At 67.4% G+C, this 15,555-nt stretch carries 7 protein-coding genes; all 7 read left to right on the plus strand.

The window, feature by feature from the left end; all coding sequences use genetic code 11:
• The first annotated feature begins 210 nt into the window (after positions 1–210).
• The 7 genes from N2K95_RS04625 (at position 211) to N2K95_RS04655 (ending at position 15,423) form a co-directional block, all read left to right on the plus strand.
• Entirely contained in the window at positions 211–819 is a 609-nt protein-coding gene (locus N2K95_RS04625) for a 50S ribosomal protein L25/general stress protein Ctc (RefSeq protein WP_260653120.1), read from the plus strand.
• A 66-nt stretch (positions 820–885) separates the two neighbouring features.
• Entirely contained in the window at positions 886–1,473 is a 588-nt protein-coding gene (gene pth, locus N2K95_RS04630) for an aminoacyl-tRNA hydrolase (protein WP_255793269.1), read from the plus strand.
• 352 nt (positions 1,474–1,825) lie between these two features.
• Complete coding sequence (locus N2K95_RS04635) at positions 1,826–4,441, plus strand: helix-turn-helix transcriptional regulator (RefSeq protein WP_260653121.1); 2,616 nt, start codon at positions 1,826–1,828, stop codon at positions 4,439–4,441.
• 19 nt (positions 4,442–4,460) lie between these two features.
• Positions 4,461–7,166, plus strand: a complete 2,706-nt coding sequence (locus N2K95_RS04640; RefSeq protein ID WP_260653122.1) for a helix-turn-helix domain-containing protein — start codon at positions 4,461–4,463, stop codon at positions 7,164–7,166.
• A gap of 451 nt (positions 7,167–7,617) precedes the next feature.
• On the plus strand, positions 7,618–9,648 hold the full coding sequence (locus N2K95_RS04645) for a helix-turn-helix transcriptional regulator (protein WP_260653123.1): 2,031 nt from the start codon (positions 7,618–7,620) through the stop codon (positions 9,646–9,648).
• A gap of 280 nt (positions 9,649–9,928) precedes the next feature.
• Positions 9,929–12,688, plus strand: a complete 2,760-nt coding sequence (locus N2K95_RS04650; RefSeq protein ID WP_260653124.1) for a helix-turn-helix transcriptional regulator — start codon at positions 9,929–9,931, stop codon at positions 12,686–12,688.
• Entirely contained in the window at positions 12,685–15,423 is a 2,739-nt protein-coding gene (locus N2K95_RS04655) for a helix-turn-helix transcriptional regulator (RefSeq protein ID WP_260653125.1), read from the plus strand. The genes N2K95_RS04650 and N2K95_RS04655 overlap by 4 nt, the downstream gene beginning before the upstream one ends.
• The last annotated feature ends 132 nt before the right edge of the window (positions 15,424–15,555 follow it).

Here is a 15,555-nt window from a genome sequence, read left to right on the forward strand (position 1 = left end):
CAAGTGCCGTTCGGGCGGGCGGACTTGTGCTGGTAGCATGGAGACCGATGCCTAGGCGAGGGAGCGGCCCGGAGAATTCCGGACGAACTCCGTTATCGACGGTGGCTGGCAACTTCTGATCGTACAAGGGACCGTTATCCGGTCCGTACGGTGCACTGTTCCGAAACCGGCGCCTGAGGCAACCACGGAACACCACTTACAGGAGTAGCAATGTCTGAGCAGAAGCTCGCAGCAACCGCCCGCACCGAGTTCGGCAAGGGTGCAGCCCGCAAGGCCCGCGTCGCCGGCCAGATCCCGGCCGTCATCTACGGTCACGGCGCCGATGTTATGCACATCCTGCTGCCGGCCAAGGCCACCACGCTGGCCGTCCGCACCTCCAACGCCCTGCTGGAAATCGACGTTGACGGCGAGTCCCACCTGGCCCTGGCCCGCGACATCCAGCGCGATCCGATCAAGCAGATCATCGAGCACATCGACCTCCTGACCGTCCGCAAGGGCGAAAAGGTCGAGGTTGAGGTCAACGTCCATGTTGAAGGCGAACTGGCTGCAGGCGACTCCGTCTACAACCAGGAAGCCAACACGGTCCTGGTTGCCGCAGACGCCACCGACCTGCCGGAAACCATCGTGGTCAGCATCGAAGGCCGCAAGGCCGGCGAGCACATCTACGCCTCCGACCTCGTCCTGCCTGCCGGCGTCGAGCTCCTGCTGGATCCCGAGACCATGATCATCAACATCTCCGAGCCCACCGTCCAGGACCTGGGCGCTCCGTCCGATGAGCAGGTTGCTGTTGCAGCTGCTGAAGTCGGCGCCGAAGCGTAACCCACTTCCGGGGTCTGCTCCCGGTAACGGAGCCGTCCGGTTCTTAGTGAAGGAGCAGTACCCGTAGTGAACAGCAACACCTGGCTTGTAGCCGGGCTCGGAAACCCCGGGCCCGGCTACAGCCGTAACCGGCACAATATCGGCCAGATGGTCCTCGACGAGCTGGCCTCCCGGATGGGCGGAAAGTTCAAGACCCACCGGTCGCATGCATCCATTGTCGAAGGACGCCTCGGTATCGGCGGTCCCCGCGTAGTGCTGGCCAAGCCGCTGACCTATATGAACCTCTCCGGCGGGCCCGTCTCGTCCCTTTCCCGCTTTTTCGATATCGACCCGGAGCAGGTCGTGGCGGTTCACGACGAAATCGACATCCCTTTCAACACCGTTAAGCTCAAGCGCGGCGGCGGAGAAGGCGGGCACAACGGCCTCCGGGATATCAGCAAGGCCCTGGGCACCAAGGATTACCTGCGTGTTCGGGTCGGCGTGGGCCGCCCCCCGGGCCGGATGGACACGGCTGACTACGTCCTCAAGGACTTTTCCGGCACCGAGGCCAAGGAGCTGCCGTTCCTCGTGGGTGACGCTGCCGACGCCGTAGAGCTGCTCCTGGCAGAGGGGCTTACGGCCGCCCAGCAGAAGTTCCACGGCACCGGCGCCTGACCGTAGGGACTAGGTACCACCGGTTCGGAATGGGGTAGTTTTCCAGCGTCGGGAATAGCCGGGAGCCATTGTTTCGGTTCCGCTGCCCGGCCTAAAATGGAACCAGCCTTCAGGGCTCCCAAAGCGGGGCCGACGTCGGGAGGCCTCCGAGACTGGGCCACCCCCATCCCGGCGTCGGTCCCTTATTTCCCGCAGTACCGTCTACGGCCCGCCCGTCTGGGTGCAAATACATGTATTTGTATCTAGACGGGCGGTGCTGTTGCACCGTATGCTCCAACCCACTGAGCAGTTGCGAGCCGTGGTGTCCAAATCCGGACCCCATGCGGGCGTTGTGGGGGGCGTGGGCTGGCCGATGGACAATGAGTCACCTGTAGCCGAGCTGATCGGGCGTGCCGAACTGCTCGACGACCTTTGCACTGCGCTGGCAGCCGGCGGTGCCGGAGCTGTCATCCTGGGCCGGCCAGGCGTCGGAAAGACCGCAGTGCTCCGCGCCGCAGCGGATCGGCTGCAGGCCGACTTCCACATCATTCCGATCCGCGGCAGCGCCATCTCCGCGCGGACCCCGTACGGGGCACTGGCCTTGCTGCTAAGCGGCCTGCCCGAAGGCGCGGAGCAGGATCCGCTGCAGCTGCTCCGGGAACTGAACCGCTGCCTCACCGCCCGGGCCGGGCAGGGCCGGATATTGGTCACGGTGGACAATGCGGACCGGCTGGACCGGTTCTCCATCATGGTGCTGTCCCAGCTGCTGCGGCGGGGGACCATTGCCGTGCTGGCGGCCGCCTCGATCCAATGGGAAGCCAACCCTGAACTCGTAGGCCTGTGGAGCGAAGGACTCCTGGAACGAGTCGACCTCGAACTGCTGACCGAGCGGCAGACCCGCCAACTGATGCAGCAGATACTGGGCGGGCCGGTGTCATCCCTTGCCTCCGGAACCATGTGGCGGGAAACCGAGGGCAGTCCGCTGCTGGTCCGGCTCATGACCGCCGCACAGGTCCGCTGCGGAACCCTGGCACGCAGGGAAGCCATCTGGGTCTGTACCGGCGCCTTCGTCCGCACCGGGGAAGTCAGCGAAGTGCTTAACAAGGTGCTGGACCGGCTGGGTGCAGCTGAACGGCGTCTGGTGGAAGTCCTGGCGCTGTGCCGAAGTCTTCCCTTGTCCACCGTCCTGGAAATGCTGCCGGCGCCGGGGGCTGATGCCCTCGAAGAACAGCAGATCATCGCCGTGGCAGGGACGCCGGCGGCAGTCCGGCTCGGAGCGTGGATTCCCGGAACGGTCATAGCGGAAAGCATGGCGCCCGGCCGGAGGCGGAAACTTTGGGAAGACATCTCGGTGCTGATTGCCTCCGAAGAGCTCGACGGCGACGAACTGACGTCCTTCGCGGACTGGACACTGTCCTGCGGGGAAAACCTCTGTCCGGCAGACATCCTTCGTGCAGCACGCGCCGCGAACAGGCGAGCGGATCCCGCCGCGGCGCTCCGGTTCGTCCGGACCGTGCCCGCGGCGGTGCGCAGCCAGGATCTGGTCCTGGAAGAGGTCCGCGCCCTGCACGGCATGGGGCATCTGCAGGAAGCCCTCCGCGTCTTCCGGGACGCGGAGCCCCGGCTGGTCCCGCAGGAGCGTTCCAGCTATGTGCCGTTGGTGCTGCTTCACAGCCGGACACAGGCACGCCTGCCCGGTGCCGGAGACCCGCGTCAGACGTTGGCCGCCGTCGAGGCATCATGCCCGGCGGAAGGAGAGCACCCCGAACTTGCTGCGGCCCTGGTCCTGGCACAGGGCGCATTGGCTGCGGACGGGGGCCGCCTCGGGGAAGCACCGGAGGTTCCGGACCGCCTCGCACGGCTCGCCGCGGACGGCTCGCTGACTCCGGCCACCCGGACGGAGGCGGCCGCGCTGTCCGCCCTTGTGCTTGCCCTGACAGGACGGAACAGCGAGGCACTGCAGGTCCTGGAGCAGCTGGGGCCGCCGGAGAACTATGCCGTCAGTCCCGGGAACGCGGGGGAGGTCTGCACCCGCATTTTCGATGCGTACGTTGTATCAGGTGAGTTGGGCCAGGCTGCTGATTTCGTTCGGTCCTTCAATGAGAGCGGAATCCGGCCCTCCTACCAGGGCAGCGCCGGGGAGCTGGCCGTGGCCGTACTCGCATCATGGCAGGGACAGGACGGTGCAGCGAGGCATGCGCTCACCGGCGGTATCGGGCAGCTCCATGTCCACGATCCGCAGGACATGCTGCCCCTGGCACAGGCCCTGGCGGCTTACGTCCACCGGGATCAGCGCCTTGAAGGTCCCGAAGTGCCGGGCAGGAAACAGGCCCCCGCCCAGCACCCCGGCTACGTTCGGGATTTCCTGAACCGCTATTTTTCCCTCCTGGCCGGTAACGCCGTAAACGACGACGTCTGTGCCCGCCTGCGCGGCGAAGCTGCGTCTGCCAAGGCGAAAGGGTATGCGGCGCCGGCACTGTTGTTTCTTTCAGCAGCAGTGCGGGCAGGTGACAGGCAGGCAGCTGCCGACATCCTCGCGACGGCACACGAGGTGAGCGGAAGGTTCAGTGAGCTGTTGGCGGATTTTGCTGCCGGGCTCCTCCGCAATGATCCGGCCCTGCTGGTCAGCGCGGCTAAGGGTTTCAGCGACCGCTCGCAGTACCTGCTCTCCCGGGATGCTGCCCGGGCGGCGGAGGAGAGGTTGGCAAACGCCGGCACCGCGGAGCGGAAAAAACTGGCCAGAACGGCACGGGCCCTGATTAACGCCAGCCTGAGGCGTATGCACCAAGTCGGGGGCCGCGCAGAAACTCTGGCGGAATTGAGCCAATTCGAGGCAGATCTTGCGCATCGTGCGGTTACGATAGCCACCACCACGCAGATCGCCGGAGAGCTCAACCTGTCTCCGCGGACCATCGAGTGGCACCTGGGAAAGATCTTCGCAAAGCTCCACGTCTCCGGCCGTTCCGAGTTGGCGGAGATTCTGGTCTAGGAACCGACGGGGGAAGAGGATGCACGGGTTCAACCCGCGGCCGCTGATGGGCCGGGATGCTGTCCTTTCCTCCGTGCTCGAGAGCCTGCGCCGGCCCGCCGGACACGGTGCCGTCGTCGCCGGCGAAGCAGGTCTCGGGAAGACCGCCCTGGCGGCGGCTGCCGCACAGGAGCTGCAGGATTCGATGCCCGTCCACTGGGTCTATTCCAGCCCGGCCCTGAAGACCGTGCCGTACGGGGCGCTGGCTGCCCTCCTGCCGGACCTCGCGCCGGGGCAGACCGGGTCACCGCTGGCGGTCATGCGTGCCCTGATATCCCGGTTGTCGGACCCGGCGGGCGGCGGACTGCCCGCCGTACAGCAGCACCCCGAACCCCTGGTCATCGTCGACGATGCACACGACATCGACGGGCCCAGCCTCGACCTGCTCGCCCAGCTGCTGGACGCCGGACACATCCGGATCCTTGTGCTGACCCGGTCCTTTCCGGACATATCCGGGGTCCTTCCGCATACGTGGGACGGGCAGCTGACCCGCCACCTCCTGCTGCCGCTGGACGAGCGGGAAGTGCTGCGGCTGTGCCAGCAGGAGCTCCAGGGCCAAATCAGCACGACCGCAGCCGTTGAGCTGGCCCGCCTTGCCGGCGGAAACCCGATGTACCTGCTGGCGCTGCTTGACGAAGCGGTGCGCCGCGGCTTCCTGGTCCAGCGGCATGGCATCTGGGTCGTGACCAACAGCGAGGTCCCGGTGGGCGGACGCGTGGGTGACCTCGTTAAGACACAGATACGCGGCCTGGACCTGCCGGACCGCACCGCTTTGGAAATCATCTGCCTTGCCGAACCGCTGCCGCTGCCGGCTGCCTTCCGGCTGGGCCTGCATGACTCGGTGGACCGCCTCACGGATGCGCTGCTGGTGAAGATGAAGATATCAGGGGATGTCCACCGGGTCCTGCGTCCGATGCACCCGATCTATGGAGAAGTCGTCCGCGGCATGGTTCCGGCGGCACGGAGCGCCCGTCTCCTTGATCAGCTGCGGCACGTCATGGAAGGGGCGGAGGCGGGGGAGGAGGGACTGCTCCGCCGCATCTCGTGGGCAGTGGCCCTGGGGGCGGAGGTCCCGGAGCATGAGCTGCTGTCTGCGGCGGAAACCGCGAACAACCGCTCCGATCCCCGGCTGGCCCTCCGGCTGGCAGCTGCCGTGGGAAACGGAGAACTTCGGATACCGGCACAAATCCAGGAGGCGCGCGCACTGCTGCTGCTCGGGGAACTCGGCCCGTCAGCTGCAGCGTTGGAAGGAACACTCGAGCAGGCACCCGATCTGCACGCCGTGAAGCAGGCGATGACGGTGCACGTCCAGCTCGCCCTGACGGCCGCTGAGGGCACCGGCTGGGAAGTTCCGCTGGCCCGCGAATGGACCCGGGCAACGGACCGGCTGTCCGGCCACGAACCTCCCCAGGCGGTGGAGCGGGCCCGCTGCGGCGCTCAGATGCTCGGCATCCTGCACCGGGTCAGGGAGGGCGACTATGTCTGGGCAGAACTGGAACTGGCCCGGGTGCTTCGTTCCGCAAGGACGAACATGGACCATGAGGCGGTCCTCTTTGCCGAGGCACTGACGGCCGAGGTTCTGGTGGCAACGGGACGGGCGCAGACCGCACTCGAACACAGTACGGCTGCCATGAGGATGCTGCAGGAAGGCACCGGGGAATTGCAGCTTATGGGTTCGTTCGTCCTGCACCGGCACCTTGCCGTGCTGCTATGGCTCGGCGAATGGGAACAGCTTAAGCACTCCGTCGGTTCTGCGGATTCACCTGTTCAACGGGCCCTCCTGCATTCCGGCGGCGTGGTGGACTTTGCGCTGGGTTTGAGCCGCCTGCGGTCCAGTGCCCTCGAAGACGCCCTCAAGGACTTTTCCGCTGCGGCGGAAGCTGCGGCAATCGCTGATCCCGAGGGAATCCTTCCCCTGTCGCTGGCTTTGGGTTCCTTTGCCGCCGGCAGTCTCGGCCAGCGGGACCTCGCCGGGCGGCTGCTGGAGGAGGCAGGACGGGTATCCCCGCGGGGGCCGGAGCCGAGCCGGGTCCTGGCCGACGGGATCCTGGCGGGCGGGTGTTTTGCACGGGATTCCGACGACGCCTCTCTGCAGAAACTGCGGGACTTGGCTGCGCAGGCGCAGGAACGGTCCTTCACTTCGGTGGAATTCACCCTTCGGCACCTTTCCATGCGGCTGGGCTGCTTCGACGACGCCGGACGCCTGCTGAAGGTCACGGAAGGATTCGAAGGACCGCAGGCAGGTGTACTTAACCGGGTGGCCCGCGCCGTCGTCGACCAGGACAGCGCGGCGCTTCTCGCCCTGGCCGCCGACCCCGATCCGGAACTGGACCTGCTCCTGGCCAGGCAGTGCCTGGCCGAGGCGCAGCGCGTGGCCCGCAGGAGTAATGACAAGGCCACACTGAACCGGATCCAGCGCCTGGCGGGCCGGCATGGAAGCCGCAGCCGAGGCTCCCTTCCCGGGCTGACCCGCCGGGAACTCGATGTTGCCGCACTGGTCGCGGCCGGACGTCGCAACGCCGACATCGCCGGCACGCTGAACCTCTCCGTCCGTACCGTCGAAGGACACATTTACCGGACGTACGAAAAACTCGGCATCAGCCGCAGGGAAGAACTCAAGGCAATGTTTCCTCTGCTGAACCAGCCATCCGCAGGAGCGCGGAACCGGCCTATGGCCGCCGAGTAGTTTTCGCTGGAAACACCAGTAGGTTTTACTCGGGCGCCGCCATTGCAGGGTTCGTAGCGTTGTAGCCGTTACCCACGGTTCCGTGTGCGGTTGCGGCAGGGGCTTAGCCCGCAGCCTGCGGCGCACGGGAATCTCGGGTCCCACATACGGAGCCGGCGGCGTCGATGCCCTCTGAGACCGGGGCGTCCCCCCAGCCGCCGCCGGCTCCTTCCCGAACGCCTATGCGCCGACGCTACGAATGCCGGCATCAACAGCACCGCGCACCCGGTGAAGGAGCCGTTCGATGGAAGCTGCCGGACGCCGCGAAAGCCTTGAAGGCAGCCAGCCGCCTCCCCGTTCCGCATCGGTGCCGGCCCAAGTTCAAAATGCGGCGGCAGGAGCTCTCCAGGCGCTGTCTGAAGACAAAAGTGTTCTGGTCACCGGGGCCGCAGGGACAGGAAAATCCACTGTCATGGCCAGTATCCTGGCGGGCCTCGGCGACGGCTACTCGGTGCTGCAGCTGCGCGGGACTGCCTCATGGGCGGGAAAACCCTTCAACGGACTCATGTGGCTCCTGAGCGAGCTGCCGCCGGAGTCCCTGTCCGATCCGGTGTATGTGCTCCAGTTCCTTCGAAAGGTGTTCCGGGAGAAGGCAGCCGGCCGCCGGCTGGTTCTCGCCGTCGAAAATCCGGCGGACCTGGACGCCGCCACGGCGGCCGTTCTCCTGCAGCTGTGCAGGGCCGGGTCGGCGCTCCTGCTGGCCACAGCCCGTGACCTGTCGGCCTGCAGCGGGGAGCTCGTCCGGTGGTGGGCTGAAGGCTCGGTACACCGGGAGACCCTGGAGCCGCTGCGTTCCGGCGCCACCCGGGTGCTGCTGGAGGAACTGGCGGGCGGGCAGGTCTCCCTTCGGCTTGTGGCCCAGGTGCAGAGAAGGAGCCGGGGAAATCCGCTGCTTTCGTCCATGTTTCTCCGGGAACAACTGAACGCCGGGACGGTGCTGAAACGGCACGGAACCTTTGTGTGGACGGGGGCGGTGTCATATTCCGGAGCCCTGGCCGACCGGGTGGCGGCGGAAACCGTCGCCCTGTCCCCGGCGGAACGCTATGCGGCGGACGTCCTGGCGGTCACCGGGTCCCTGCCCCCGCTCCTGCTCCTGCAGGTGGCCGATCCGGTCGCCGTGGAAAGGCTCGAGCAGGATCTGCTGATCGTCTCCGGTCCAGCCGGTACCGTCCAGCTCAAGGATCCGCTGCTCGAGGAGGCGGCAGCAGCACTGGTCCCGCCGGGCCGTGCCGCCGAAATCCGGTCCCGGCTTGCCGGCGTCGTCAGCTGGGTCCCCGGTTCCGGCCCGCAGGCGCAGGCGGCGGCCCGCAGGAGGGCGGCTGCCGCCGCGGTACGGGAGGCGGCGGATCTATCCCGCCGCGGCCGGTGGGAGGAAGCTGCCGCAGCCGCCCGGGGATGCCTGCAGGCAGCGGATGAACAGGGAGTCGAGGACAGCGGTGGGCCGGACCTGCTGTCGGACCTTTTCCACGTCTTCCTGCAGTGCGGTGAGCTGCGCGAGGCTGAGGACCTCCTGTCGCGGTTGGATAAGGCAACCGCGGGTACGGAGCTTCACGGAGGCAACGACCTATGCGCGGGCACCGTCCTGGCTCTCGGCGGGCGTGCCGACCGTGCCCTGGACTATCTGCGGCGGGCCATTGCACAATTCGAAGCAGACGGAACCGCCCGGCTGCTTCCGCTGGCGCATTCCGCCGCAGCCTATGCCTGCGTCCTGCTTGACGACGTTGACGGCGCCTACGGATACCTCACTGCGGCGGTCGATCCCGGTCCGGCCGGAAAGGATCTTTCGGCTGCCTCTGATTCGGCGGAAACCGCCCAGTGGGCCGCGCTCACCCGACGCCTTACCTGGCTGTGCGCTGTCCGCGGCGTGACCGGCGGACCGGGACCTGCCGCGGACGGAGCGGATCTGGACCTGCCCGGAGCTCTGCTGGTGCTGGCCACCGCCGCCCTGCACGGCCAACCGGGAGCAGCCGAAGAGCTCGGCGAAACGGCAACAGGCTGCAGCGGGGACGCTGCGCAGTTGTACCTGGAGCTCGCTGGGGCGCTCACTGCGTCGCAGCCCGAAGGACTCTGCCTGGCAGCAGAGCGGGCGTATCAGCTGGGTCACTACCTGATGGCGTACGAGGCAGCCCGCAGTGCGGTCCAACTCTCCCGGGGGCAGGCAGACCGCGCACGGCTGCGCGCTGCGATCCGAATCGAGAACGCCAGTTACCGGATGCTCCGGACAGCCAATTCGGTGTCGGACCGGCTGCCGGAACTGTCCGATTTCGAGCGGAGGCTGGCACTGGGCGCAGCCGCCGGGACCAGTAGTTCCGACCTGGCTGCGGCGCTGCATCTCTCACCCAGAACGGTCGACTGGCATCTCGGCCGCATCTTCCAGACGCTACGCGTTTCCGGCCGCGCGGAACTGCGCGAGTGCCTCGAAATGGAACACCAGCACGAGTGAGATCCGGTATTTCTTTCCACGGACACCCTGTTGCAGGTGGTTTAGGCCGGTAATTACGTAGCCCGGCACGGCCATCCACGGGTCATTTCCAAGTAACCGCGTAGCGGAACTAGGGTGCTCTACTCGTGTAACGCCGGGAAGGCGTTCCTACGCTGGTGCACAGCAGGAGCGCCTTGACCGGCCGCCGGTGGATGGAAATCCCCGGGGGTGCAACCGAGTCCTGCTAATAAACCTGAACCTGAACAGAAGAACCTGAACCGACAGAAACCGGGTCTCCCAAGTGCAGCCACATGATGATCAGCAATCCCTGCTCCGCAGCGCCGGCAGTACCTCCGGCTCCGGCCTTCCGGCGGCGATGACTCCTGCCGGGGCACCCGGCACTGCCGGCCAGGCGGCCCACCCGGCCATGATCGGCAGGGCAGGAGTCGTTGAAGAGATTCTGCGGAACCTCGCCGGGGCAACACCGGGAACCGGCTGCCTGCTCGTGGGTGAACCCGGGATCGGCAAGACCGCAGTCATGCAGCACGTACTCCGGCACCTGCAGGAGGACACCTACATTGTGCAGGTGCGCGGCTCGGAATTCGCCGGCCGGACACCATTCGGCGCCCTGACGTTCCTGCTCTCCGACCTGGATCCCGAGCTTTCCGAGCACCCGGTGATGATCCTGCGCGGACTGACCCGGCTGGTGACGGAGCGCGCCGGCGGGCGTCCCGTCCTCCTGGCCGTGGACAACGCCGAGGAACTGGACGAATTTTCCGCCATGGTGCTCACCCAGATGGTGCTCAACCGCAGTGCAGGCATGCTCGTCGCCTTCCGCGACTTCAGCTCGGCTCCGGCGGAATTCGCCGGTCTGTGGCGCGACGGCGTCCTCGCGCGGGTGGACCTGGAACCCCTGAGCGTTCCGGAAGCCGGCGCCTACCTCGGCTCCCTGCTGGGCGGCGCGGTTTCCCGTGCCGCCGCCGTCGCCATCAACGACTACGCCGGCGGCAACCCACACCTGCTGGCGCTGGCACAAACGGACTTCCGGGATGCCGGGCGGCTTCGGCAGCACAACGGCAGCTGGATCCTGGCCCCCGGGGAGGACATCCGCGGCGGACGGGTGGCCGGTGCGGTGATGGGCAACCTGGCGCACCTTTCACCCGCCCAGACCCGGTTGCTTCAGCTGCTGTCCATGGCGGAGTCGCTGCCGCTGCCCCTGGTACTCGCACGGCTCGGCAACACGGACCTGGACGCACTCCAGGAACAGGGAATCGTCGCCCTGGATACCCGTCCGGTGCCGGATGTACTGATCTCCAGCCCCGTGGTGGCGCGGTCGGTCCGGGCAGGACTGACGTCGGCGCAGCAGCGTCAGCTCTTTGAAGAGCTGGCCCCTTCGCTCAATACCGGGCTGGTCCTCGATCCGCTTGTCCTGGCCCGCTGGCTCGACAGCATCGGTGAAGTCCCGGGCCGGGACCTGGCGGTGGGGGCGGCAGGTAAAGCCACAGCACTGGGCTTTCCGGAAACAGCCGTCCGGCTGATTTCGGCAGCTTTCAGCGGGACCGAAAACTCCGGGGCGGTCATCGAGCTAGCCCGCGCACGCACGGCACAGGGCGAATACGGTGCAGCACTCGGCGTACTCACCCGCTTCCGGGGCAGCGACGCGGTCCCGTCTGCCGGCGACCGGATCCGCCTGATGCTCGCCGAATGCCGGGTCCTGTGCATTGAGGCAACCGGGCTGCGGGATCCGCGCTCAGCCGAAGCCGCAGCAGAGCCCGCCCGGATGCGGCACACCGACCTCTTTGAACAGGCGGAACGGGAAATCGCGGAGCTGGACGGCACAGAGGGGGCGGACACCGCCGGTCTGATGCGCGAACTGGCCCTCGCCCGCGCCGAATGCCACTCGGCCCACGGCCGGTTCCTGGTGAACGCCTCCTACCTGGCCGGCCTTGAATTCCCGGATGCGGACTTCCGGATCCAGCGTGCGGCCTGGCTGAGCGAAGCCTGGAGCATGACCAACCGCCAGGACGACGCCGTCGAACTGGCGGGGACGGTGGAACGGATGCTTGAGGGAACGAGCGCCGATGTCCACCCCGGAGTTGTCGGCAGGCTGCTGCACACCTATCTGATCACGGGGGCGCTTTCCGCCTGTGAGCGGCTGCTGGCCGGAACCCCCGGTATGGAGGGCACACACGCCGAATTGGCTGAGGGGTTGCTGCATGCCTTCGCCGGCAGGCCGGAACCGGCGCTCGCTGCACTGACCCCCGCGGTAGATCAGCTGATGGTCAGCGGACCCGCTGCCTTCCTGCCGCTTGCGGCAGCGGCAGCGGCGTACTGCCACGCCGTGGAGGAGCGAAGCGAGGACGCCCGCCGCTATCTGCAGGTGCAGCGCTCAGCGGCCGACGGCGGACCCTGGGCCGTGCGCCGCGGCGCCCGGCACTTCGCCGCCCTGGCGGAGGCAACACTCGGCGGGGAGACCGGCAGTGCCCGCTTTGTTTCGCTCGCTGCTCAGGACCACCGGCGCGGCGCCTACGCGTACGAGCTCCTTGCACGGTTGACGGCTATGCGCCTCGGTGATGCGGAAAGCCTGGACGATGTGCTTTCCGCTGCCGCAAACCAGCAGGGGGACTTCGCGGCGTTGTGTGAGCTCTATGCCAAGGGCCTGGGCAACGGCGACGCCCAGATGCTCCTGCGGGCATCGGAGCTGGCCGCCGGAGCCGGCCACGTCCTGCTGGCCCGCGAAATCTCCGAGCACGCCCTGGGCATCGCCTCCGGTGCCGGAGACCGGGCCACCGTCCGGTTCATCCACCGGAGCCGAAGAACCGCGGCGCCGGACGCGCCGGCAGAGGCCGCCGACGAGTTCCTCGGCGCCCTCACCGCCCGGGAACGCTCGATCGCCAGAAAAGCCGTGGCCGGCACCAGCAATAAGAAGATCGCAGAGGAACTCGGGATTTCGGTTCGAACCGTTGAAGGACATTTGTACCAGGTGTATTCGAAGCTCCACGTCGGCAGCCGGCGGGAGCTGGCACGCACCATTGCGGAGCAGGCAGGGGCAAAGAAATGACGTACTGGGGGCAGGGCAGCCAACTCTTCGGGCGGGACCGGGAACTCACCGAGGTGACCAGCCGGCTGCTGGACCCCGGGCTGCGGGGCGTCGTCCTGCTTGGAGCTGAGGGAATCGGCAAGTCCTCCCTTGCTGCCCACGCCGCTGAGCACCTGAGTTCGATGATGGCTCCGTACTATGTGAGCGGAAGCCCCGTGTTGTCCCGCATGCAGTACGGCATCCTCTCCACGTATCTGGGGTCCACCACCGCCGCCGACATGGAGTCTCCGCTGGCTGTCCTCCGGACGGTGCGGGCCCACTTCCAGCGGCTGACGGAAACCAGCGGCATGCAGACCCTTTTGGTGGTGGACAATGCCCAGCACCTCGACGAAGCCAGTGCCCATCTGCTGACCCAGCTCGCCATGTCCGGGGAGCTTCGGCTCATGGTGATTTCCCGGGCGCGGGCACCCAGAATCCACGAACTGCTCTCGCTGGCCCGGGACGGACTGCTCGCCCGGGTGGATCTGGGGCCGTTGTCCGCGCAGGCTGTCCACGAGTTCTGCGTCAGCGCTCTCGGCGGGCCGGTGCTCCAGGCCTCCAGCACGGTGCTGCATCGGATGTCCCGCGGCAACCCCCTGTATGTGAAGGAGCTGCTGACCCGGGCACGGCTGCAGCAGCGGTTGGTGGAAAGGAACGGTGCCTGGTTCCTCACAGGGGAATCGGACTCCGCGGACACGCCGCTGGCCGACCTGATCAAGACGATGCTCGCTTCCCGCAGTCCCGCGGAGCGCAGTGTGCTGGAGACGACGGCGCTCGCCGTGCGCCTGCCGCGGTCGGTGGTTTCGGCGGTTTCCGACGACGAAGCCGTGCGGTCGCTGGTGATCGACGGTCTCCTGGAGATCCTGCCGGACCGGGATGAATCAGCACATCTTGTGCAGCCGCTGCACGAGGAAATCATCCGGAGCCTGGTCCCGGCGGCCCGAAGCGCAGAAATCCGTGCAAAAGTCCTGAGCCGCTACGACCCGGGAACGCTGATCGATCCAAAGGAACCTTCCGGCCTCGATATCCTGCTCCGCCATGCCGAGTGGGCGCTGGACTGCGGCGAACAGCTCCCGCCCGAAGACCTGCTCGCGGCGGCACGCGCGGCCAACGACATGGGGGACGCAGCACGCGGAATGCGGTTCGCGGCCGCGGTCCGCCCGCTGCCCTTCCGGCGCGAAGCGGAGGTGGAACTTGCCGTCGCCTATGCCCGGCAGGGCAGCTACGGGCGGGCACGCACCCAGTTGGAAGCCCTGAAGACCGGGACGGACGACGCCGGCGCCTGGACACAACTCAGCATGCGGCGGGCGGTATTTACGGGCGCACTGATGCTCCGCCAGACCAATGCTGAGGGGCGGACGTTGACTGCCCTGTCCGAGAGATGGGTTGAAGCGGCAACAGCGCTGGCAGTCCGGGCAGATGCTTCCGCAGGAACTCCGGCCGGAGTGCGTGCGGGGGCGGAATTGCTTGCTGCCGCTGCGCTTCTCCTGGACGGCAGCTACACCGAGGCCCGCAGCTGCCTGGCCGGGCTCGCTACGCAGGAAGCTCCGGACCCCGAACAGGCCCTTGTTTTCCACGGCCTCTATGCAGAAGTCCTCACGGCGTGCGGCGACGTGGAAGCAGCGCTGCAGCAGGCGCAGGCCGCCGCAGACCTGCTCGACGCCAGCTCCGGACAGCTGTGGAGCTATTCCGGGTTCGTGTTCGTGCGGCATGCCTTCGCCCTGCTCCATGCCGGCCGGTTTACCCAGTTGGAGCAGCTTGCCGCCCGGGTCCATTCCGGACCGCGGCACCTGTTGACCGCCATGGGCGGGACGCTGGGGGTTATTGAGGGCGCCCTTGAAATCCACCGGGGGAGGCTGCATGAAGGCCTGAGGCGCCTGCGGCCTGCGGTGGAATCACTGCGGGACTGGGATCCCGAGCTGATGCTTCCTTACGCGCAGGGACTCGCAGGCTACGCATCGGCAGTGGTCGGCGACGGTACGCCTGCCGCCGGATCCGGCTCCCGGATGACTGCGCCGGGATACACCGGTCCCCGGCATCTGTGGCTTACCGCCCAGGCATACGCCGCTGCAGCGGAGGCATCGCAGTCCACCGAGGGTCCAACCCCCGACAGGCTTGCCGCGCTTGCCGCTGAAGCACGGGCCGCAGGACTGCACAGCAGCGAAAAGGACATTCTCGAACTGTGCCTTGCCGTCGGGGACCTGGCCCAGGTGGGCCGCCTGGCCGAACTAACCGCGGACTTCGACGGCGGGGAGGCCCGGGCGCTGCATACCTATGCCGCCGCCGTGGCTTCGGGTAACCCGGACCGGATGGTCGCGGCCGCCGAGGACGCCATCCGTGCGCAGAAGTACCTGGTAGCCGTGGAGAGCATCGGCCATGCCATCCGGTTCTACGGCAACCACGGAAACCTGCGCCGGCAGCGCGCGCTGATCCAGCAGCTGCGGCGCCGCCGCGAGGAACTGGCCGGTGTGACCGTCTCTTACCTCAGCCCGTCACTGCACCTGGTCCGCCTGACCCGGCGTGAACATGAAATTGTGGATCTGCTTCTCTCCGGCGCCACGACCAAGGACATTGCCGTGCATTTCACCCTCTCCCAGCGGACGGTGGAGGGGCACGTCTACCGGATCTACGTGAAGCTGGGAATCAGCCGCAGGGCGGACCTCGACGCGGCCTACCGTGCCCTGGAACCGGGACCTCGGACGGCGTCCCTGCTCTAGGCAATCCTGCACTGGCGGGAGTGCACTCCCGCCAGTGCACTCCCACCCCACGCGTAGCAATGCAGGTAGACGCCCTCCGGCGCAGAGCCCGTCCATCCCTCCAACCGAGTACCCGGTACTCGTGCCCGCAGC

Source organism: Arthrobacter zhaoxinii, from assembly GCF_025244925.1.
Lineage (GTDB): Bacteria > Actinomycetota > Actinomycetes > Actinomycetales > Micrococcaceae > Arthrobacter_B > Arthrobacter_B zhaoxinii.

Coding starts and splice junctions, on each gene's coding strand:
- N2K95_RS04645 (WP_260653123.1), top strand. CDS start 7,618: ATGGCCAGTATCCTGGCGGGCCTCGGCGACGGCTACTCGGTGCTGCAG.
- N2K95_RS04655 (WP_260653125.1), top strand. CDS start 12,685: ATGACGTACTGGGGGCAGGGCAGCCAACTCTTCGGGCGGGACCGGGAA.
- N2K95_RS04625 (WP_260653120.1), top strand. CDS start 211: ATGTCTGAGCAGAAGCTCGCAGCAACCGCCCGCACCGAGTTCGGCAAG.
- N2K95_RS04640 (WP_260653122.1), top strand. CDS start 4,461: ATGCACGGGTTCAACCCGCGGCCGCTGATGGGCCGGGATGCTGTCCTT.
- N2K95_RS04635 (WP_260653121.1), top strand. CDS start 1,826: ATGGACAATGAGTCACCTGTAGCCGAGCTGATCGGGCGTGCCGAACTG.